At 70.1% G+C, this 20393-nt stretch carries 19 protein-coding genes; 15 read left to right on the top strand and 4 right to left on the bottom strand.

What is annotated here, in order from left to right; genetic code table 11:
• Nucleotides 1-168: 168 nt before the first annotated feature.
• Nucleotides 169-2508 (bottom strand): ATP-binding protein, encoded by a 2340-nt coding sequence (locus CES90_RS31005; protein ID WP_189786271.1) that lies wholly within the window; start codon nucleotides 2506-2508, stop codon nucleotides 169-171.
• 161 nt (nucleotides 2509-2669) lie between these two features.
• Here CES90_RS31005 and folP point away from each other — a divergent pair, with 161 nt between their 5' ends.
• From folP to CES90_RS30955, 10 genes are read left to right on the top strand one after another with little or no spacing between them, the layout of a single operon-like run.
• Nucleotides 2670-3506, top strand: a complete 837-nt coding sequence (gene folP / locus CES90_RS31000; RefSeq protein ID WP_308437904.1) for a dihydropteroate synthase — start codon at nucleotides 2670-2672, stop codon at nucleotides 3504-3506.
• Nucleotides 3503-5020 carry an FAD-binding oxidoreductase gene (locus CES90_RS30995; RefSeq protein WP_189786269.1) on the top strand — a complete coding sequence of 506 codons (1518 nt, stop codon included), beginning with the start codon at nucleotides 3503-3505 and terminating at the stop codon, nucleotides 5018-5020. The genes folP and CES90_RS30995 overlap by 4 nt, the downstream gene beginning before the upstream one ends.
• A gap of 56 nt (nucleotides 5021-5076) precedes the next feature.
• Nucleotides 5077-6012 carry a formyltetrahydrofolate deformylase gene (purU, locus tag CES90_RS30990; protein WP_189786268.1) on the top strand — a complete coding sequence of 312 codons (936 nt, stop codon included), beginning with the start codon at nucleotides 5077-5079 and terminating at the stop codon, nucleotides 6010-6012.
• A 21-nt stretch (nucleotides 6013-6033) separates the two neighbouring features.
• Nucleotides 6034-7242 (top strand): FAD-dependent oxidoreductase, encoded by a 1209-nt coding sequence (locus CES90_RS30985; RefSeq protein ID WP_189786267.1) that lies wholly within the window; start codon nucleotides 6034-6036, stop codon nucleotides 7240-7242.
• The gene (locus tag CES90_RS30980) at nucleotides 7239-8195 is read left to right on the top strand and encodes an alpha/beta fold hydrolase (RefSeq protein WP_189786266.1); all 957 of its coding nucleotides are present in this window, start codon (nucleotides 7239-7241) and stop codon (nucleotides 8193-8195) included. Before CES90_RS30985 ends, CES90_RS30980 begins: the two co-directional genes overlap by 4 nt.
• A gap of 11 nt (nucleotides 8196-8206) precedes the next feature.
• Nucleotides 8207-8968 (top strand): SDR family NAD(P)-dependent oxidoreductase, encoded by a 762-nt coding sequence (locus tag CES90_RS30975; RefSeq protein WP_229914205.1) that lies wholly within the window; start codon nucleotides 8207-8209, stop codon nucleotides 8966-8968.
• 38 nt (nucleotides 8969-9006) lie between these two features.
• Nucleotides 9007-9903 (top strand): LLM class F420-dependent oxidoreductase, encoded by an 897-nt coding sequence (locus CES90_RS30970; RefSeq protein WP_046915469.1) that lies wholly within the window; start codon nucleotides 9007-9009, stop codon nucleotides 9901-9903.
• Nucleotides 9900-10382, top strand: coding sequence for a nuclear transport factor 2 family protein (locus CES90_RS30965; protein ID WP_189786265.1), 483 nt, complete (start codon nucleotides 9900-9902; stop codon nucleotides 10380-10382). Before CES90_RS30970 ends, CES90_RS30965 begins: the two co-directional genes overlap by 4 nt.
• Before the next feature lies 1 nt (nucleotide 10383).
• Nucleotides 10384-11064, top strand: coding sequence for an MDR family NADP-dependent oxidoreductase (locus CES90_RS30960; RefSeq protein ID WP_189786264.1), 681 nt, complete (start codon nucleotides 10384-10386; stop codon nucleotides 11062-11064).
• Nucleotides 11065-11472: a zinc-binding dehydrogenase gene (locus tag CES90_RS30955; RefSeq protein ID WP_268257045.1), complete on the top strand. Its 408-nt coding sequence runs from the start codon at nucleotides 11065-11067 to the stop codon at nucleotides 11470-11472. It begins immediately after the preceding gene.
• A 126-nt stretch (nucleotides 11473-11598) separates the two neighbouring features.
• On the opposite strand, the gene CES90_RS30950 is transcribed toward CES90_RS30955, so the two are convergent.
• From CES90_RS30950 to folD, 3 genes are read right to left on the bottom strand one after another with little or no spacing between them, the layout of a single operon-like run.
• A complete protein-coding gene (locus CES90_RS30950) occupies nucleotides 11599-12663 on the bottom strand; it encodes a maleylacetate reductase (RefSeq protein ID WP_229914204.1) in 1065 nt (354 codons plus the stop codon).
• A 2-nt stretch (nucleotides 12664-12665) separates the two neighbouring features.
• On the bottom strand, nucleotides 12666-13559 hold the full coding sequence (locus CES90_RS30945; RefSeq protein ID WP_373313534.1) for a dioxygenase family protein: 894 nt from the start codon (nucleotides 13557-13559) through the stop codon (nucleotides 12666-12668).
• 4 nt (nucleotides 13560-13563) lie between these two features.
• A complete protein-coding gene (gene folD / locus CES90_RS30940; RefSeq protein WP_189786261.1) occupies nucleotides 13564-14421 on the bottom strand; it encodes a bifunctional methylenetetrahydrofolate dehydrogenase/methenyltetrahydrofolate cyclohydrolase FolD in 858 nt (285 codons plus the stop codon).
• 245 nt (nucleotides 14422-14666) lie between these two features.
• Between folD and CES90_RS30935 the strand changes: the two genes are divergently transcribed.
• The 5 genes from CES90_RS30935 to CES90_RS30915 all read left to right on the top strand — a co-directional run bounded on the left by CES90_RS30935 (nucleotide 14667) and on the right by CES90_RS30915 (nucleotide 20364).
• Entirely contained in the window at nucleotides 14667-16136 is a 1470-nt protein-coding gene (locus CES90_RS30935) for an aminomethyl transferase family protein (RefSeq protein WP_189786260.1), read from the top strand.
• Between the two features lie 72 nt (nucleotides 16137-16208).
• Nucleotides 16209-17048 (top strand): SDR family NAD(P)-dependent oxidoreductase, encoded by an 840-nt coding sequence (locus tag CES90_RS30930; protein ID WP_046915464.1) that lies wholly within the window; start codon nucleotides 16209-16211, stop codon nucleotides 17046-17048.
• The gene (locus tag CES90_RS30925) at nucleotides 17006-17989 is read left to right on the top strand and encodes a PDR/VanB family oxidoreductase (RefSeq protein WP_189786259.1); all 984 of its coding nucleotides are present in this window, start codon (nucleotides 17006-17008) and stop codon (nucleotides 17987-17989) included. Before CES90_RS30930 ends, CES90_RS30925 begins: the two co-directional genes overlap by 43 nt.
• Before the next feature lie 30 nt (nucleotides 17990-18019).
• Nucleotides 18020-19171 (top strand): serine hydrolase domain-containing protein, encoded by a 1152-nt coding sequence (locus CES90_RS30920; RefSeq protein ID WP_189786258.1) that lies wholly within the window; start codon nucleotides 18020-18022, stop codon nucleotides 19169-19171.
• 14 nt (nucleotides 19172-19185) lie between these two features.
• Nucleotides 19186-20364: a cytochrome P450 gene (locus CES90_RS30915; protein ID WP_189786257.1), complete on the top strand. Its 1179-nt coding sequence runs from the start codon at nucleotides 19186-19188 to the stop codon at nucleotides 20362-20364.
• Nucleotides 20365-20393: the final 29 nt, after the last annotated feature.

Here is a 20393-nt window from a genome sequence, read left to right as displayed (position 1 = left end):
CCCGGGTGGGCCTTCGTCGTTGCGTCCGTCCGCCGTACCCGTCCGCGCCGCGGAAACGCGGCGGAAACAGGTAGCCGGATCAGGTAGTTCCCCGCGTTTACCCACCGGACCCCGCGCGGCAGGCTGCGACCACTTCGGAAAGAGGTGCTCATGCCTGGACTCACCGGCTCAGCCGCCGTGGCCGACCCGCGCTTCCGCTCGTGCGAGCGCGCGCTGTTCGGTCACCCAGGCGGCGATCTGGGCACGCGAGGTGAAACCCAGCTTGCCCAGGATGCGCTGGACGTGGCCTTCGGCGGTCCGGGTCGAGATGACCAGCGCGGCCGCGATGTGCTTGTTGCCCTGGCCGTCGGCCACCAGTTGCGCCACTTCCCACTCCCGCTTCGACAGCGCCTCCGGAACGTCCGGGGCGGAGACAGGGGCGCCTGCGGGCATACGGCGTCCGCCGGCGACGACCTCGGCCGCCTGAACCAGCGTCAGCGCCCTTCCCTCCTCGATCAGTTCGACGAAAGCGGCCCCGCCCAGCGCGTCGCGGACGTCGTCGACGCAGCCGCGCCGCAGTTCGTCGAGGACCGTGAACGCGGGGAAGCGGTGGGTCTCGGCGGCACCCATGAGGAGCGCGGCTTCCTTGTGGCGTCCCGTCGAGGCGAAGTACAGCGCGGCACTCTGCACACAGGAGCCCATGCCGAAACGGTCGTCGAACCGGCAGGCCAGCCGTGCACTGTGCTTCTGGGCGAGACGCGCGCTGAGGAAGCTGCCGTGCTGCCACTCGGCCAGTGCCGTCGTCCACTGGATGTAGCCGAAACCCCAGTTCTCGCTCGAGGCTGCGGGCATGGCGAGGAACTCCTCGCAGTACCCTCGGCCACGCTCCCAGTCGCCGTTCAGCGTCCAGGCCATGCCGAGCAGGCACAGCGTCTTGCCGGTGCTCATCCTGCTTCCGGACACCCGGAACGCGTCGAGCGCGAGGTCGAGCTTTGCGCAGGCGGTGGCGAGGTCGCGCTGGTGGATAGCCAGGAGCCCTTCGACGAACCGCAGATTTCCTGTGACGGAGGGGTCCGCGAGCTCGGCCGCCGTCGCGTTCGACGCTGCCAGCAGATCGTCGGCGCTGTCGCCACTCATGACGGCGAGATACGCGGCGACCGTGAGGGCCAGCGCGCGGCCGGGCGTCGGCTCGGACGGTGCGATGCCCAGACCTCGTTCCAGCCATGCGCGCCCCTCGGCGACCAGGCCGGTCATCACCCAGTGGTACCAGAGGGCCGCGGCCAGCCGGAACCCGTCCTGCGCCCGCTGCTTGTCCTCGAAGCAGTAGTCGAGCGCCGCGCGGATATTGGCGTGGTTGCCGCGGACCTGGCCGATCCAGTCCTGAGAGCGCTCGGTCAGCAGACCGTCGGAGGCCTGGCTCGCGAGCCAGAGGCACCACTGCACATGGCGTCCGCGCAGCCGGTCCCACTCTCCCGGCTCTCCCGCCCCGGTCACCCGTTGCAGCGCGTACTCGCGCAGCAGACGGGGGAGCCGATACCACGACCCGCCGGTCCGCTCCTCACGGACGAGCACCGACTTGTCGATCAGGCCGGCCACGAGGTCGAGCACCCGCTCGTCGGAGATGACCTCGTCGGTGCACACGTGCTCGACCGCGGGGAGGCCGAACCGGCCGGTGAAGACCGTGAGTCGTTCCCACAGCAGCTGTTCCTCGGACGAGCACAGCGCATAGCTCGACTCGACCAGCGCCTGCAGCGTCCGCTGCCGCTGCGGAGCGCCCCGCTTGGCGGAGACCAGCACGCGGTAGGCGTCGTGGAGACGGCCGTCGAGTTCGTCGAGCGCCAGGACGTCGAGGCGATCTGCGGCGAACTCGATCGCCATGGGCAATCCGTCAAGGCGTCGGCAGATGCGTGCGATTGTAGCCAGCCGGGCGTCCGAGTCGACGACGTCGGCCCGCACGGCGGCAGCGCGTTCCACGAAGAGCGCCACCGCGTCGTATCCCATGAGTGCGGTGGCCTCGGCTTCCGGCTCGTCCGCGGGCGGGACCGGCAGCGGGCCGACGGCCACCACGGCCTCACCCTCGACGTGGAACGGCCGGCGGCTGGTGCTGAGCACCTTGAGGCCGGGCGCGGCACGCAACAAGCCGGCGACGAGCCTCGCGCACGCGTCGACCACGCCGTCGCACCCGTCGAGCAGCAGCAACGCCTGCTTGGCACGGAAGTGGTCGGCCAGCCGGGCCTCCAGGGGGGCGCCGCCGTCGTCACGCAGCCCGAGGCCGAGCAGCACGGTGGACGGCAGGAGGGCACCGTCGGCGAGATCGTCGAGCTCGATGAGCCATGCCCCGTCGGCGAAGGAGCCGGACACCTCTGCGGCGACCCGACGGGCCAGCCGCGTCTTTCCGACACCCCCGGTGCCGGTCACCGTGACCGCGCGAAAGCGTTCCAGCGTTTTTTTCAGAGTGGGCAGCTCCGCCCGGCGGCCGACGAAACTCGTCACCTCGGCGGGCAGATTGCCTCGTTGCAGTCGTGCCACAGCCGCACCCTAACGAATTGTTGCGGACAGATGAAGAGCCGCAGACAAAAGAATCCGCCTCTCCGCGGCAACCTCGGTTACCCGGTTCACAGGAAAGGCCGGCGGACGCCATGAATTTCCGTGGCCCGAAGGGTTTGCCGATCACCGATCGATGTCTGGTGATGGGAATCGTCAACACCACGCCGGATTCCTTTTCCGACGGAGGCGACTGTCTCGACCCGGCGCGAGCCGTCGAGAGGGGACTCGCGCTCGTCGCCGCGGGCGCGGACATCGTCGACGTGGGCGGTGAGTCGACCAGACCGGCCGCACGGCGCGTCCCCGAGTCGGTGGAGCTGGAGCGCGTCCTGCCGGTCGTGCGCGGCCTCGCCGCGTCCGGCGCCGTGGTCAGCGTCGACGCCATGCCCGCGCGGGTCGCGGCCGCAGCGGTCGAGGCGGGCGCCTCGCTCGTCAACGACGTGAGCGGTGGGCTCGCGGACCCTGACATGGCACCCGTCGTCGCCGAGGCGGACGTGCCGTATGTCGCGACGCGCTGGCGCGGACACAGCACACATATGCAGAAGCAAGCGCACTACGACGACGTCGTGGCGGAGGTGATGGCTGAACTCGGCGGACGCCTCGCCGTCCTCGTCGACGCGGGGGTCCACCCCGACCGCGTGGTGCTCGACCCGGGCCTCGGCTTCGCCAAGACCGCCGAGCACAACTGGGAGATCCTCCGCCGCCTGGACGAGGTGCGGACGCTGGGACGTCCACTGCTGGTCGGCGCGTCTCGGAAGTCCTTTCTCGGCGCACTGCTCGCGCGCGACGGCACACCGCCGCCGCCTGTCGAACGCGACCGGGCCACGGCCGCGGTGTCCACCCAGGCCGCGGCGTCCGGCGTCTGGTGCGTCCGGGTGCACGACGTCGCCTCGACAGCGGACGCGGTCCGGGTGGCGCGACAGTTCACACATTTCCCCTCCGCACATACCCACAGCACATCCCTGAGAAAGGCACTGACATGACGACGGTTCCCGACGGTACGACCCTGGCCGCGCTCGACAAGGCGCTCGCCGCCTTCACCGCCGAACTCGGCGACGCCGCCGTGATCAGTGAACCCTCGGCTCTGCGCGAGTTTCGCGACCCCTACACCTACCGGGAGTCCGACGAGTTCGACGCCTCGGCCGCGCTGCTGCCCACCAGTACCGAGCAGGTGCAGGCCGTCGTCCGGATCGCCAATGAGCACGGGGTGCCGCTGTCGACGTTCAGCCAGGGCCGTAACAACACCTACGGCGGCCCGGCCCCGCGGCTGCGCGGCAGCGTGCTGGTGAACCTGCGGCAGATGAACAAGATCCTAGAGATCAACCACGATCTCGCCTACGCGGTCGTCCAGCCGGGCGTGCGCTGGCAGGACCTGTTCGACGGTCTGCAGAAGGACGGCGGCGACCTGTGGACCTCCATCCCGGACCTGGGATGGGGTAGCGTCATCGGCAACTCCCTAGAGTACGGCATCGGTTACACGCCGTTCGGCGACCACGCGCGCAACCTCTGCGGCCTCGAGGTGGTCCTGCCCGACGGGTCCCTGCTGCGCACCGGCATGGGCGCGATGGAGGGCAACCCGGCCCGGTACACCTACCCGCACAGCTACGGCCCCTCCTTCGGCGGGTTGTTCCAGCAGTCCAACCTCGGCATCGTCACCAGCGCGGGCTGGTCGCTCATGCGCCGCCCCGAGACCTACGCGGCCTGCTGGGCCCGCTTCCACGGCTACGAGACCCTCGGCAAGGTCGTCGACGCGCTGCGCGGGCTCATGCTCGACCGCACGATCGAGAACCTGCCGATGCTCAACCGCGGTGTGGAGATCGACGAGAGCGGCAACTTCTTCCTCGACCCCGACAGCGACGGCTGGTCGGCGCGCTTCGCCCTGTACGGCCGGACGGCGATGGTCGACGCCCAGTTCGCGGTGATCGAGGAGACGCTGCGTGCGATACCGGGGGTGGAGGTCGTCCGCCGCACCTTCGACGCCACGGACCTTGCCGGGCCCGCGAACCACGACGAGGGAGTCCAGCGCGGCATCCCGGACATGGACCTGCTCGACCCGAAGATGCTGCCCTACGGCGAGGTGACGGGCCACCTCGACTTCTCGCCGGTCGGCCCGTGCCAGGGCGACGCGGTGGTCCGCGCGGAGAAGCTCATCCGCTCCCTCTACGCCCGGCACGGCCACACCTACGTCAACGGCCTGTACCTCACCCCCCGCAGCGCGCTGCACATCAGCACCACCTTCTTCGACCCCCGCGACGAGGAGCAGACCCGCGGCGTCTACGAGGGGTACACCGACCTGGTCAAGGAGCTGGCCGCGATCGGCTACGCGCCGTACCGCACCAACCTCCAGCACATGGATCTTGTGGCGGAGCAGTTCGCGTTCGGCGACCACGCCCAGCGCAGGCTGGCCGAGACGATCAAGGACGCCATGGACCCGAACGGGATCCTCGCGCCCGGCAAGTCCGGGATCTGGCCGAGTCGGCTGCGCGACCGCGCCTGAATCACCGCGCGCGACCGCGCCCGAACCACCCTCATCGACAGTCAAGGAGGACCGTCATGTCCGTCGACGTAACCGAAACCGACGCCAAGGTCACCCGGCCGGCGCCGGACGCCGGCTTCCCGCAGTCCGCTTCGCCGACCCAGGACCTGGGGCGACTGCTCATCCGCTGCCCGGACCGGCCCGGGGTGGTGTCCGCCGTCAGCACCTTCCTCACGGGGGCGGGCGCGAACATCGTGTCGCTGGACCAGTACTCCACGGAGCCGGTCGGCGGCATGTTCCTGCAGCGCACCGCCTTTCGTCTGCCCGGGTTGAGCGCCGCCTGCGCCGAGTTCGAGCGGGAGTTCGGCGAGACGGTGGCGGCCGATTTCGGGATGGACTTCCGGCTGACGGAGGCGTCGAAGCCGAAGCGGGTCGCGATCATGGTGTCGAAGACCGATCACTGCGTCCTGGACCTGCTGTGGCGCAACCGGCGCGGCGAGCTCGACATGACCGTGGCGATGGTGATCAGCAACCATCCCGACCTCGCCGACGAGATCCGCCCGTTCGGTGTGCCGTTCATCCACACCCCGGCCACCCGCGACAACCGCGCTGAGGCCGAGCAGCGCCAGCTCGAACTCCTCAAGGGCAACGTCGACCTGGTCGTCCTCGCCCGCTACATGCAGATCATCACCCCGACCTTCCTCTCGGAGGTCGGAGCGCCCCTGATCAACATCCACCACTCCTTCCTGCCCGCCTTCATCGGCGCGGCCCCCTACAGGCGGGCTAAGGAGCGGGGCGTGAAGCTCGTCGGGGCAACCGCGCACTATGTGACCGAGGACCTCGACGAGGGCCCGATCATCGACCAGGACGTCGTACGGGTCAGCCATCAGCACACCACCGCCGACCTCGTGCGCCTGGGTGCCGACGTGGAGCGGGCGGTGCTGTCGCGCGCGGTGCGCTGGCACTGCGATGACCGCATCGTCCGGCACGAGAACCAGACCATCGTCTTCTGAAGCCCGCTGGGAGATACGACAGTGACAAAGCCGTCCACCGACGTTCTGGTCGTCGGCGCGGGTCCGGTGGGCCTACTCACCGCACTCGGGCTCGCCCAGGCGGGACTGAACGTGACCGTGCTCGAACGCGACTCCGCCATCGGCGACTCGCCGCGGGCCATGACCTATCTGTGGTTCGTCCTCGACGGACTGGCCGAACTCGGAGTCCTTCCCGACATGGAGCGCGAAGGCGTGCGCTCCCTCGACGGGCTGACCCTGCGAGTGCTGCGCACCGGCGAAGTCATCGAGTGGGGCAAGGTCTCGCTGGAGGAGACCACCGGGCGCCCGTACAACAACATCCACCTGGGCCAGGACCGGCTCGGCGAGATCACCCTGCGCCACCTTGAGAAACAGCCCGGTGTCTCGGTCCACTGGAACACCGCCGTCACCGGACTCACCCAGAACGACGACGGGGTCCGCGTCACCGCCGACGGCCCGGACGGGCCCGTCGAGTACACCGCCTCCTGGGTGGTCGGCACCGACGGCGCGAGCAGCACCGTCCGCAAGTCCCTGGGCCTTGGCTTCGACGGCATCACGTGGCCGGAGCGGTTCGTGGCGACCAACGTCCGCTACCCGTTCGACGCGTACGGGTTCAACGACGCCAACATGGTCGTCGATCCGCGGTACGGCGCGGTTGTCGCGAAGATCGACGACGAGGGCCTGTGGCGGGTGACGTACGCCGAGGACGCCGACCTGCCTGCCGAGCAGGTCCTGGAGCGGATGACCGCCTGGTTCGATGCCTTCCTGCCCGGCTCCAAGGATTTCGAGCTGGTGCATCACTCGCCCTACCGGCTGCACCAGCGGTCCGCCGAGCGGTACCGGGTCGGCCGGGTGCTGCTGGCCGGGGACGCCGCGCACGCCACCAACCCGACCGGCGGCCTGGGCCTGACCTGCGGCCTGCTCGACCTGTACGTGTTGTACCCGGCGCTGGCTGCCGTCGTCCGCGGGGAAGCTCCTGCCGACGTGCTCGACCGCTACGCCGAGGACCGGCGGCAGAAGTTCCTGGACATCGCCTCGCCCATGGCCAGCCAGTTCAAGCGGCTCGTCTACCACTCGACGGATCCGGCGAAACTCGACTCGGACCTGGCCGGGCCGCGCTCCGTCGCGGGTGATCCGGAGAAGGTCCGCGCCGCCCAGCTCGGCATGGCACAGCTGCGCTCCCCGCAGCTCGTTCCGGTGGAGGCGTCATGAGCCGGGGCTTTCGCTGGGTGGGAGGCAGCCGCACCGACACCCCCATGGGCAGAGGACTCAGCGGCGCGATGTACGTCGAGTGGGAGAAGCCGGAGGGGCCCGGCAGCTCCACCCCGGTCGTGCTCGTCCACGGCGGTGGCGGTCAGGGCACCGACTGGCTCGGCACCCCGGACAGTCGCCCCGGATGGGCCCCGCTGCTGGTCGAGCGGGGCCGGTCGGTGTACGTCGTCGACCGGCCCGGATACGGGCGCGCGGCAGGCACCGCCCCGGAAGGCGAGAAATGCGGACCCGCGCCGACGCTGGAGATGACGGCGGGGATCTTCGCCGCCGGCGCCGACCCCCGGCACACCCAGTGGCCGGGGCCGGGCGGGCCCGACGACCCCGCGGTCGTCAATCTCGCGGCGAGTTCTGCGAGCGTCCCGCTGGACCAGGCAGCCGCCCAGCAGCGGGACGGCGACCGGTTGATCGAACTGCTGGAGAGCATCGGCCCCGCCGTGCTGATCACCCACTCCCTGGGGGCACCGGCCGGCTGGCTGGCCGCCGCCGCCCGCCCGGACCTGGTCGAGGCCGTGGTGGCCCTCGAACCGCCGGGACCGCCCTTCCTGAACGCGCCGCAGATGGGCCTGTCCCTGGACTGGGGACTCACCTCCGCTCCCCTCCCCTACGAACCGGCCGTGAGCGCTCCGCAGGAGTTGCGCGAGGGGTCGACATGGACCGTTCCGGGGCTGCGGGGGCTGCCGGTGGCCGTCGTCGAGGCCGAGGCCTCGCCGCTGGGAGGGGGCGCGGGGGCCGTCGCGGACTACCTGCGCCAGGTGGGAGCGCGCGCCGACCACATCCGGCTCGCCGACCACGACGTGCGCGGCAACGGCCACGGCATGGTCCTCGAACTCAACAACCACGACATCCTCGACGTCGTCCTGCGGTGGCTGGACTCCGTCGGTCTTTCCTCATGAAAGGCGCTCCCATGCAGACCGCACAGCAGGACATGGCCGGACGGGTCGCCCTGGTCACCGGGGGAGGCGGCGGCATCGGCCGCGCCACCGCCCACGCCTTCGCCCGCCGCGGGGCACGGGTGGCCGTGCTCGACATCAACGGCGACCTGGTCGCGCAGACACTCAAGGAGATCAAGGCGATCGGCGGTTCCGCCGAGGTGTTCATCGTCGACGTGTCCGACGCGGAGTCCGTCGAGAGCGCCGTGGGCGCCGTGGTCGACCGCTTCGGCCGACTGGACTTCGCGCACAACAACGCCGGTGTGGAAGGCGAGGTGACCCGCCTCGCCGACGTCACCGAAGCCGACTGGAACCGTGTCATCGGCATCAACCTGACCGGCGTCTGGCTGTGCTTGCGCGCCGAGATCAAGGCCATGAGCGGCAAGGGCGGCGCGATCGTCAACACGGCCTCCGCGTCCGGGCTGGTGGCGCGTCCGGGCGGCCTGTCGACCTACGTTGCCAGCAAGCACGGTGTCGTCGGCCTGACCAAGGCCGCGGCGGTGGACTACGCCGCCGACGGCATCCGTGTCAACGCGGTCCTCCCGGGCCCGATCGCCACACCGTTCACCGAGGACCTGCCCCAGGAGATCAAGGACCAGCTCCTGTCCCTGACGCCGATCCGCCGGTTCGCGCAGCCCGAGGAGATCGCCGAGTCGGTGGTGTGGCTGTGCAGCAACGCCGCCTCGTACTTGGCGGGCGCGGCCCTCGCGGTGGACGGCGGCGTCGTCGCCTTCTGACCGATCCCCCTTCGGAACCCAGCACGGCAGGAGGACGAATGAAATTCGCCATCGGATTCGCGACCATCGGAGCGTCGATGGAGCCGGGCGGGCTGGCAAGCCTCGCACGGACCGCGGAGGAACTCGGCTACGAGTCGATCTGGTCCGTGGAACATCCAGCCATCCCGGAGAACTACACCTCCGTCTACCCCTACAGCCCGACGGGCCGGATCGAGGCACCGTCGGAGGCTCCTCTCCCCGACCCCTTCACCCCGCTCGCGTACGCGGCAGCGGTCACCACGCGGCTGCGGCTGGCCACCGGGGTCTGCATCCTTCCGCAGCACCACCCGATCCAACTCGCCAAGATCTGCGGCACACTCGACACGCTCTCCCAGGGACGCCTGATGCTCGGCGTCGGGGTCGGGTGGCTGCGTGAGGAGTACCAGGCCCTCGACCGTGACTTCGACAACCGCGCGGCACGGGCGCGGGAGTCCGTGGCGGCGATGCGCTCGCTGTGGAGCGAGTCACCCAGCGAGTTCCACGGCCGGTTCTTCGACTGGCCGCCGATCTACTCCTCCCCGAAGCCGGTGCAGAAGGGCGGGGTCCCGATCCACGTGGGCGGCCACACCGAACTGGCCGCCAAGCGCGCCGCCCGCTACGGCAACGGGTTCTTCCCCGCCGTCCCCGGACCGGAGGCCATGGCGCCCCTGCTGGAGACGATGCGGGCCGAGTGCGACAAGCTCGGACGCGACTACGACGAGATCGAGATCAGCGCCGGCGCCACCCAGAACCTCACCGCCGACGTCGTACGCGGATACGAGGAACTCGGCGTCTCGCGCGTGTTCGTGGTTCCGAACGGCTCCTCCCAGGAAGAGGTGCGCGACGGGCTGGTCCGCTACGCCGAGACGGTCATGGCGGAGGTCGGCGCCGAGCAACCCGAGGCGGTGGCGTCATGAAACTCGAGGAACTGGCCGACCGTCTCGAGATCATCGAGCTCTACGGCCGCTACGTGCACGCCGCGGACGCCAAGCGGGCCGACCTGCTCGACGAGGTGTTCCTGCCGGACTGCGTGATCGACTACACCGACGCCGGTCTGCCCGCCCCCTTCACCTGGGAGCAGGGCAGGGACGGTGGGTTCCTGACCGGCGAAGGCTTCGACCACGTCTTCCACATCTCGGTCAACCAGGTCATCGACTTCGAGGACGACGAGCGGACGATCTCGCACGTCAAGGCCAAGACGATCAACCCGTGGGCACGTCGCAACGACCAGGGCGAGGTCCGGGCCTTCCAGGTCCAGGGCTGGCACACCGACGTCCTGGTGAAGACCGGGAAGGGCTGGCGTTTCCAAAAGCGGCGGTGGACCACTGAGTGGGTCAGCGGCTGGTTCGGCGACGAGCTGCGCGTCTTCCGCGCCGCCGCAGAGATGATGGACTGAGATGGCCACCGCATCGGCGAGCAGCGCCGAACAGCTGCCCCGCGAACAGGCTTGGGTCATCCAGAAACCCTCGGTGGGCCACTACACGCCGGACTGCCTGCGCCTGGAGGAGCGGCCGCAGCGCCCCCTGGAAGAGGGCGAGATCCGGGTGGGCACCGTGTACCTCTCGCTCGATCCCTCGTACCTCACGCAGTTGCGCCTGGGTGACGCGGCGTACGTCGTGCCCCTCGACGTCGGCGACGTGATGAAGGGCGTCGTCCTGGGTGTCGTCGAGGAGACGCGCGCACCGGACTTCGCGCCCGGCGACGTCGTCTCCGCGCTGGCGGACTGGTCGACGCATCCGGTCCTCACGACCGGTGCCGGAGGGCCGATTCCGCCGACCAGGATCGAGCGGCAGCCCGGGGTGCCGCTGAGTGCCCACCTGACCGTCTTCTCCCACATCGGCCTGGTGGCGATGATCGGGATGGGTGAGATCGCCAAGCCGGAGGCGGGCGAGACGGTCCTGGTCTCGGCTGCCGCCGGGGCGGTGGGGACGATCGCGGCACAGATCGCCCAGGCCTACGGCTGCCGGGTGATCGGGATCGCCGGCGGCGAGGAGAAGTGCCGGTTCCTGCTCGACGACCTCGGGCTCGACGGTGCCATCGACTACCGCTCGGAGAGTGTGGACGAGGCACTGGGCTGACTGTGCCCCGAGGGTGTCGACGTGTACTTCGACAACGTCGGGGGCGAGATGCTCGACACCGTCCTACTCCACCTCGCGAAGCGGGCGCGCGTGCTGCTGTGCGGGGAGATGTCGCAGTACGACCTTCCCGATCCGTCCCAGCACTACGGGCTGAAGAACACGTTCCGCCTCGTGCTGGCCAGTGCCCGGATGGAGGGCTTCATCCCGCCGGACCACGTCGACCGCTACGAGGCGATCTTCGGTGAGCTGGGTCGGCTGTTCATGACCGGGGCCGTCCGGCACCGTCCGCACGTCGTGGCCGGCATGGAGCAGGTGGCGTCCGCGCTGCAGCTGCTCCTCACCGGCGGCAACCAGGGCAAGCTCATGGTTCAGGTGTCGGACGACCCGTGGGATGGCGTCTCCGGCTGACTTGGCGCGAACACAAGTTGCGCACTGAGGCGCCGCTGACCAACGGAGAGATGACCCGGGTGGTCAGCGGCGCCTCTACCTGTCCGTCACACGGGTGTGTCCGGCACACGGGTTCGGCGGCCGCGGTCACAGACTGCCGGGAACGGAACCGCGCCACGCGCGTTCGAGAAGGGCGCGCACCGCCGTCTCCTCCACGGGGGCCGGATTGGCGTAGGGGGAGGCCAGCACGCCGCGGGCCACGTCGTCGAGGGCGTCGTGGCGCAGTCCGAGATCGCGCAGCCGGGTCGGTGCCGCCATGGTCACGGCGAGCTCGTGCAGCGCGAGACCTGCCTCCGCGCCCGGCCTGCCCAGGGCCGTTGCGACCACGTCCGCGGCCTGCGGGGCGGCGCCGGCGTTGTAGGCGAGCACGTGCGGCAGCACGACTGTGTGCGCCGAGGCGTGCGACAGGCCGAGCCCACCGAGTACATGACACAGCTTGTGGTGCAGGGACATCGTGGTCGAGTCCAGGGCGGCCCCGGACAGCCACGCTCCGCGAAGGGCCTCCGACCGGGCCTCTGGATCGGTCGCGAGTCGTGGCAGGGCACCGATGATCCGCCGTACCGCCTCCCCCGCAACCAGGTCGGTCATGGGCGTGCGGTCCGGGGCGTAGAGCGCTTCCACCGCGTGCGCGAGGGCATTGAAGGCCGAGGGGACCGCCAGTACGGCCGGGAACGTGGCGAACAGGGCCGGGTCGTACAGGACGGTGCGCGGCGCGACCACGGGGTCGCGGCCGGTGCGCTTGACGCCGTCCCGGGATATGCCCCACACCCGGGTCATCTCAGAGCCCGAGTACGTCGTCGGAACGGCCACGATCGGGATGCCCAGGGTGAGCGCGACGGCCTTGGCCAGGCCGACCGCCGAGCCGCCGCCCACGGCCACGAGTCCGTCGGCCTCCGCGTCGGCACACTGGGCCCGCACCGCCTCGGCCTGCTCCACGGGAACGTGCATACGCGCGTCCTCGACGGCGGTCACCAGCCGGGAACTGAGAACGTCCGCCGTGCGCCCGGCATAGCGGGGGCCGGCGATTGCCGCCACCCTGGTCAGTCCGAGCCGGTCCGTCTCGGCCGCGAGCTCGTCGAGCGCGCCGTCACGGAAGACCACCCGGCCCGCTCGCTGCTCGTGGACGAACCCGTCCTTCGGGAGGTCAGGCACCCTCATCCCTCCTCGGGTCGCAGGGCGATCTCGACATGCGCGTGCCGGAACGGCACGGGGAGGTCGTGCGCGGCGGCCAACTCGCCTCCGCTCACCTCCTCGAAGTCCAGCACCAGACTCTCTTTGACCCCGAACACCGCGTCGGAGTCCAGGTAGTCGGAGCCCGCGACGAACACATGGGTGGTCAGCGGCTGGTGGCCCTCGGCGCCGACGATGAAGTGGATGTGCGCCGGCCGGTAGGGATGCCGGGCAGTGGCTTCGAGCAGCTGCCCGACCGGGCCGTCGTCGGGGATCGGGTAAGCCGCGGGCAGGATCGTCCGGAAGTGGAACCTGCCCTGCTCGTCGCAGGTGAACAGGCCGCGCAGATTGCGCTCCGGGACCTCGCCGGGACGCTGGACGTCGTAGAACCCCTTCTCATCCGCCTGCCACACGTCGATGAGCGCCCCTCCGAGCGGGCGGCCGTCGGGGCCGAGGACCTGGCCGGTGACCAGGGTGGGTTCGCCGCCCTCGGCGAGGGAGATGGAGTCGCCGAGGGCGCGCGGCGGGGAGTCGACCATGTGGAACGGGCCGAGCACCGTCGACTCGGTCGTCGTCGGGCCGGGGCCTGCGTGGTCGAGGGAGTCGACGAGCATCGACATGCCGAGGACGTCGGAGAGCAGCTGGAACTCCTGCCGTACGTCGGTGCAGGCGTGGCCGGTCCGGGTCAGGAAGTCGATCGCGGTGTCCAGTTCCGCCTGAGTGAGGTCGACTTCCTTCGCGAAGGCATGCAGGTGCTCGACCAGTGCGGTGATCACCGTACGCAGTCGTGCATCCGGCGTGTCGCTGAAGGCCTGGGTCACGACCTCGGCGGATCGCTCTGCGGAGAACAGCGGGCGGCTACGGGGCGCTGGGGGCACGATGTCAGTCCCTCGGGTGTGCGGCGGTCGCGGCCGCCAGGGTGTTGGACAGCAGCATGGCGATGGTCATCGGGCCGACTCCGCCGGGCACGGGGGTCAGCAGGCCAGCGACCTCGGCGACGGCCGGTGCGTCCACGTCGCCGATCAGACCGTCGGGGGCGCGGTGGATGCCGACGTCGATCACGGTGGTGCCCGGGGCGACCGCATCGGCGCCGATGATCCCCGGCTTGCCGGCGGCCACCACGAGGACGTCGGCCGACCGGCACATCCCCACAAGATCGCGGGTGCGCGAGTGACACACGGTGACCGTGGCGTTCCGCTGCTGGAGCAGCTGTGCCATGGGCTGCCCCACGAGCACCGACCGGCCCACGACCACGGCGTGGGTTCCCTCCAGGGGAACGTCGTACGCGTCGAGGATCCGCATCACGCCGGCCGGGGTGCAGGGGCGCAGGCCTGGGCGCCCCTGGGCCAGAAGGCCGGCGCTCGTCGTGGTCAGGCCGTCGACGTCCTTGGCCGCCGGGATGCGCTCGACCAGTGTCGGTGCGTCCAGGTGCGCCGGGAGCGGCAGCTGGAGCAGGATGCCGGAGACGGCCGGGTCCGCCGCCAACTCGTCGATGAGCGCTGTGACTTCGGCCTGCTCGGCAGTGGCGGGAAGACGGCGGTGCAGGTCGAGCATGCCCGCCTCGACGCACAGCCGACGCTTGTTGCGGACGTACACCTCCGATGCCGGGTCGTCGCCCACGAGCACGGTGGCGAGTCCGGGCGTCGTACCGCCCGCGGCCCGGAACGCCGCCACTCCCTTCGCGACCTCTTCGCTCACCTGGCGGGCCAGGGCGGTGCCGTCGAGTCTTCCTGCAGTCATGCGTCGTCCTTCGAAGTGGCCCCGCGTCGGTCTGCCCAGCGGCCCGCAAAAGATGTCTGACAGCTGACAGCCGACGATTGTCTGCCGTCGCACGCTAACCGACGCCTGCGTCCCGCGGCGGGCCTCGTACCTGGAGCAGGTACCGCTAACGCGTAGTTCTGCCCTATCTGGCGGTCCTGGGCCGGGCGCAGCATCCACAGGACTTCTCCGCAGGACTTCATCCAGGGAGAGGGAGCCGTTCACCGGTGCCGACCACAGCGTCGTACCGCACCGAGCCAGAGAGGTTCGACATGGCCGAGATGCCGCAGAGCAAGACCTTTCCCCACACCCCGTTCGTGCCGTACGACCCCATCGTCCAGTTCCACGAGACGGCGGCCTGGTGCTTCGGCGGCGACGCGGAGGCGTGGGAGTACACGGGCTGGCGGGACGAGGTGCTGGCCGCGACGACGACCGTGTCGCTGCACGGCCACCTGAACCCCTCGCCGACGCTGCGGCTGACCGGACCGGACGCGCTGGCCTTCCTGTCCAGTGTGTGCGTCAACAGCCTCGCCACCTTCCGGGTGGGCGCGTCCCGGCACGCGATCATGACGGACGAGCAGGGCCGGGTCGCCGCGCACGGGATGCTGCTGCGGCTGGCCGAGGACGACTTCGTCACGTACTGGCTCTCGCCCTACCTGGGCTACCGGCTGGCGCAGCGCCCCGACCTCGATGTGACCGCCGAGGACCTCACGGGCCGGGTCTTCCTCTTCCAGCTCAGCGGCCCGCGTTCGCTGGAGGTGCTGGAGGGCGCCGCCGAGGAGAACCTGCACGACATCAAGTTCCTCCGGCACCGCCTGGCGACGATCGCCGACGCGGAGGTCCGGGTCATCCGGATTGGCATGTCGGGCACCCTCGCCTACGAGGTGCACGGTCCGGTGGAACACGCCATCCCCGTGTACGAGGCGCTGATGGCGGCCGGCGAGGAGTACGGGATCCGCAAGATGGGCGTGCAGGCCTACATGTGCCAGCACACCCAAGGCGGCTTCGGGCAGATGTACTACCACTTCCCGCTGCCCTGGGGCGAGGACGAGAACCTCCAGGCGTTCTTCGCAGGCCTCGGCTTCCCGCCGATCGGCAAGGACCTGCGGCTGCACGGCAGCGCGGGTAAGGACCTGGACCGCCGGTACCGGACCCCGTACGAGCTGGGCTGGGGGCACATGGTCAAGTTCGACCACGACTTCATCGGGTGCGAGGCGCTGGCGCGGGAGGCCGCGGCGGCGGCCAGGACCATGGTCACCCTGGTCTGGAACCCCGAGGACATCGCCGATGTGTACCAGTCGCAGTTCCGCAAGGGCGCGGAGCACCCGTACATGAACATGCCCAATCACTTCATGTACGAGGTCGGCGACCGCGAGCACCAGCAGAGCCTGTGGGCGGACCGCGTCCTGGTGGGCGGGCGGGACGTCGGCACGTCGTCCGGCCGGTGCTTCAGCGTGCACTCCGGCGAGATGCTCTCGCTCGCCACGGTGGAGACCGCCGTCGCCGACGAGGGCACCGAGGTCGTCGTGCTGTGGGGCGATCCCGGCACCCGCCAGAAGGAAATCCGGGCCACCGTCGCCCGCTTCCCGTACCTCGTCGATCCGGTCCGCAACGAGAAGTTCGACGTGTCGACGATCCCGAGCAAGTACGAGCCGGCGGCGGCCGCCGCGGGCGAAACGCGTACTGCCAACGCGTAGTTCTGCGCTACGGCGCCATGCGGCAGGAATTCGAGGATCACCTCACCACCGGGTAATGACGGAAGGAAGACGATGAAGTCGTTGCGGGGCAAGGTCGCCGTCGTGACAGGAGCCGCGAGCGGTGTGGGCCTGGGCCTGGCCGAGAGGTTCGCGAAGGAGGGGATGAAGGTCGTCCTCGCCGATGTCGAGGACACGCCCCTGCAGGAGGCCGTCGAGCGGATCCGTGCCCGGGGCAGCGAGGCGATCGCGGTCCGTACGGACGTGCGCTTTGAGGAGGAGGTCCAGCGGCTGGCCGACGCGGCCGTGGAGGCGTTCGGCGGCGTGCACGTCCTGTGCAACAACGCGGGCGTCGAGACCGGCGCCGAGTTCTCCGCCATCGCGGCGGAGAGCTGGAAGTGGGTCCTGGACGTCAACCTCTGGGGCGTCATCCACGGCTGCCGGGTCTTCCTGCCCCTGCTGCGGCAGCAGGAGGAGGCGCACATCGTCAACACCGGTTCCGGTGCCTCCTTCTCGGCCCAGCTGCCGACCTTCGCCCCGTACATCACGTCGAAGTTCGCCGTCCTCGGTCTGAGCGAGAGCCTCGACATGGAGCTGCGGGCCAACAACGAATCCGTGCGGGTGTCGTTCCTCGCGCCGATCGCCAAGACCCGGATGCCGGAGGCGGAGCGCAACCGGCCCGAGAACGTTCCCTCCAGCGAGGGAGACGCGCTGCGCGGCAAGGTGCTGGACACGATTCGCGCGGTCACCGCCCAGATCGGGCTGGAGCCCGCGGAGTTCGCCGAGCTGGTCGTGGACGCTCTTCACGAGAACCGGTTCTTCGTCGTCGTACGCCCTGAGGACTCCGTAGCAGCGCTGGAGCAGCGCATCGCATGGCTGAAGGGCGGCCCGGCACCCGAGCAGGCCAGGCCGTGACCATCGACAAACTGCGCCTGCGGGTACGGGACCGCTTCGCCGCCTCGTCGACGGTGGCCGGGATCGTGCTGGAGCACCCGGAGGACGCCGCGTTGCCGGCCTGGGCTCCCGGCGCTCACCTGACGCTGCATCTGCCGACCGGTCTGGAACGCCAGTACTCGCTGTGCGGAGACCCGTCCGACCCCACCACGTACCGCCTCGGCGTGCTCCTCGAACCGGCCGGGCGCGGCGGGTCGGCCTGGGTGCACGAGCACCTGCACCTCGGTGAGCACATCACCGTCAGCGGGCCGCGCAACAACTTCGAGCTGGTCCCGGCCGCCCGCCACCACTTCATGGCGGGCGGCGTCGGGATCACACCGATCCTGCCGATGGTGCGGGAGTGCGTGGAGCGCGGAACGGACTGGCGGCTCACCTATCTGGGCCGGTCCCGTGAATCGATGGCGTTCCTCGACGAGTTGGGCCTGTTCGACGGGCATGTGCGTGTGCACGTCGACGAGGAGTCCGGCGTCGCCGACATCGAAAAGCTCCTCGACGGCGTCGACGAGGACTGTCTCATGTACGCCTGTGGGCCGGAAGGCCTGCTGCGGGCCGTGGAGGCCGCCATGACCTCTCGGCCGGCGGGGAGCCTGCGCGTCGAACGGTTCGCGCCCCGGGAGCCCGGCCCCTCCGTCGACCGGCCCTTCACCGTGACCTTCGCGAGCTCCGGGATCACGGCGGAGGTGCCCGCCGACGCGTCGATCCTCGACGTGGCCGAGCGGCACGGGCTGCCCGTCGACTACTCGTGCCGCGAGGGCACGTGCGGCACCTGCGAGACGGCGATCCTCCGCGGTCGGGCGGACCACCGGGATTCGGTGCTGTCGGCTGAGGAGAAGGGAATCGGCGAGACGATGCTGATCTGCGTCTCCAGGGCCCTGACCGCCGAGATCGCACTCGATCTCTAGTTCCGGAACTTGTGAGGAGAACACCCACCGATGGGCCAGACAGGTTTCGCCCAGGACCGCCTAGACCACTTCTGCGAGGTCGTCGAACGTGATGTGCGGTCAGGGCTCTACTACGGCGGCGCCTTCCGCATCGCGCGGGGCGGGGAGACCGCCCTGGACGTCGCGATCGGCCACGGCGATGCCGACGGCACCGTCCCGGTCCGCACGGACTCCGTCTTCTCAGTGTTCTCGGTGACGAAGGCGTTCATCAATGTCCTCGTGCTACGGGCCGTCGAGCGGGGCCAGTTCGGGCTGACCACCAAGATGGTCGACCTGGTGCCCGAGTTCGCCGGCCCGCCCCGGGACCGGGCCACGATCCTGCACTTCCTCACTCACACCACCGGCATGCCGGGTGTCTGGGAGCCGAAGGCCGGGCAGCCCTGGGACCGTCTGGACGAGACGTTCGCCGCCGTGTGCGAGCTGATCCACGGCACCAGCGAGCCCGGCACCCGGTGCGACTACGCGCCCATGGCCAACCACGCCCTGCTCGCCACGGCCCTGGTCCGCACCGACCCGCAGCAACGCTCCATCACCGAGATCCTGCACCAGGACCTCTTCGAGCCGCTGGACATGCGCGACACGACTCTGGGCATCCGCCCCGAGTCCCGGGCCCGGCACCTCGTCCCCGACACGCGCGGCACCGTCCCGATCAAGGTGCTGTCCCACGAGAACGACGACGAGTTCGGGCTCTTCACCGCGGAGCGCAACGAGTGCACCTGGGCGGGCGCCTCTTCCACCTCGGGCGACCTGTTCCGTCTCGCCGAGATGCTGCGGGGCGAGGGCGCCCTCGGGGAGGCGCGCATCCTCTCCCCCCGGACCGTGCGCATGGCCCGTCGGGTGTGGACCGGGGACCTGCCCAACGAGCTGTACAAGGCGGTCGCCCTGCGCGCGGGCTACCCGCCGCCCCCGGCCAACATGGGCCTGGGCTTCAACGTCCGCGGCTCCGAGCTCGTCAACCACCAGCTCGGCACGCTCACTTCGCCGGAGACCTTCGGCAACTACGGTGCGGGCAGCATGGTCTTCTGGATCGATCCCGAGCTGGACATCACGTTCGTCGGCCTGACCGCCGGTCTGCTGCCCCAGGCCCGCAACATCGAACGCTTCGAACGACTCGCCGACATCGTCGTCGGCGCCGCCCTGTGACCCGGGAGCCACCGATGACCCTCACCGACGTGCCCTGGATCACCGCGGGCACCACCGATCTGCGCGAACTGGAAAAGGCCCGCGTCAAGAGTTGGATCGCGCGCAGCGACCGGGGTTACGAGGTGCTCAGGTACGGCCCCGGCCTGGGCGTCCTGGAGCACCCGTCCCTCCTCAAGGGCCCCTCGTTCCTGAAGCGGCTCGACGACCTGGGCATCGTCGACGGTGAGCTCCGCAGGTTCTGGAACCAGGTCGTCACCACCACCGAGGGCGATCAGCGCAAGCGGATGCGGGTGCCGCTGGCGAAACTCCTGCGGCCGATGCAGATCTCGAAGCTCAAGGACACCGTCCGGCAGACCGTCCACGACATCCTCGACGAGGTCGACGACCCCACCGACGTCGCTCTGCTCGACGCGCTCGCGTGGAAGATCCCCTCCCGCCTCTACTGCCACCTGGTCTCGGCCCCCGTCGAGCTGGCCCCGACGGTGGCCCGGCTCTCGGACAGCGTGCTCGGCCCGCTACTCAACAACGAACTCGACCGCAGGCAGGAGTTCATCGACGCCACCTGGGAGGCGATCGCTCTCGCCCGTGACCACATCGGGGCCCGGCGCCAGGACCTCGGGGACGACTTCACCTCGGCGATGATCAGGCAGGAGGAGGCCGGTGATCTGACCGAGGAGGAGGTCCACGCAGAAGCGGTGGCCATCCTGACGGCCAGCATCGACAACACGGTCCACCAGATCGGCATCACCTTCGGCAAGCTCCTCGAAGAGCCCTCCCGCTGGCAGGACGTCGTCGCCGATCCGGCGAAGATCCCCGCCGCCACCGAAGAGGCCATCCGACTGCGCCCGCGCTTCAACACGATCTTCCGGCTCGCCGCCGAGGACGTGGAGATCGACGGGTTCCCGATCGAAGCCGGCGCTTGGGTGTACGTGTCGGTCCGCGCCTCGCAACGGGACCCCGAGGTGTTCAACGACCCCGGGACCTGGCGCCTGGACCGTCCGACCGTGCGGCAGATGATGTTCGGCGCCGGCCCTTACAACTGCCTGGGCCAACACCTGGCGCGCCTGGAGATCAACGAAGCGGTGCTGGCCGTTGCCCAGCGCTTCCCGGGACTACGGCTCACCGAGGACTTCACGACCCGGGAGAACAACGCGGTTACGGAGGTCACACGTCTCCAGGTCTCGCTCGTCTGACTCCCCTCTCCGTCAAAGATCTCCTCAAG

The sequence above is a fragment of the Streptomyces capitiformicae genome (assembly GCF_002214185.1).
Taxonomy (GTDB): Bacteria; Actinomycetota; Actinomycetes; order Streptomycetales; family Streptomycetaceae; genus Streptomyces; species Streptomyces capitiformicae.
This window is presented reverse-complemented; position numbering and strand designations above follow the sequence as displayed.

Excerpts from the sequence above, each read along its gene's own strand:
- folP (WP_308437904.1), top strand. The coding sequence starts at position 2,670 with ATGGGAATCGTCAACACCACGCCGGATTCCTTTTCCGACGGAGGCGAC.
- CES90_RS30995 (WP_189786269.1), top strand. The coding sequence starts at position 3,503 with ATGACGACGGTTCCCGACGGTACGACCCTGGCCGCGCTCGACAAGGCG.
- purU (WP_189786268.1), top strand. The coding sequence starts at position 5,077 with ATGTCCGTCGACGTAACCGAAACCGACGCCAAGGTCACCCGGCCGGCG.
- CES90_RS30980 (WP_189786266.1), top strand. The coding sequence starts at position 7,239 with ATGAGCCGGGGCTTTCGCTGGGTGGGAGGCAGCCGCACCGACACCCCC.
- CES90_RS30975 (WP_229914205.1), top strand. The coding sequence starts at position 8,207 with ATGCAGACCGCACAGCAGGACATGGCCGGACGGGTCGCCCTGGTCACC.
- CES90_RS30970 (WP_046915469.1), top strand. The coding sequence starts at position 9,007 with ATGAAATTCGCCATCGGATTCGCGACCATCGGAGCGTCGATGGAGCCG.
- CES90_RS30965 (WP_189786265.1), top strand. The coding sequence starts at position 9,900 with ATGAAACTCGAGGAACTGGCCGACCGTCTCGAGATCATCGAGCTCTAC.
- CES90_RS30960 (WP_189786264.1), top strand. The coding sequence starts at position 10,384 with ATGGCCACCGCATCGGCGAGCAGCGCCGAACAGCTGCCCCGCGAACAG.
- folD (WP_189786261.1), bottom strand. The coding sequence starts at position 14,421 with ATGACTGCAGGAAGACTCGACGGCACCGCCCTGGCCCGCCAGGTGAGC.
- CES90_RS30930 (WP_046915464.1), top strand. The coding sequence starts at position 16,209 with ATGAAGTCGTTGCGGGGCAAGGTCGCCGTCGTGACAGGAGCCGCGAGC.
- CES90_RS30925 (WP_189786259.1), top strand. The coding sequence starts at position 17,006 with ATGGCTGAAGGGCGGCCCGGCACCCGAGCAGGCCAGGCCGTGACCATC.
- CES90_RS30920 (WP_189786258.1), top strand. The coding sequence starts at position 18,020 with ATGGGCCAGACAGGTTTCGCCCAGGACCGCCTAGACCACTTCTGCGAG.
- CES90_RS30915 (WP_189786257.1), top strand. The coding sequence starts at position 19,186 with ATGACCCTCACCGACGTGCCCTGGATCACCGCGGGCACCACCGATCTG.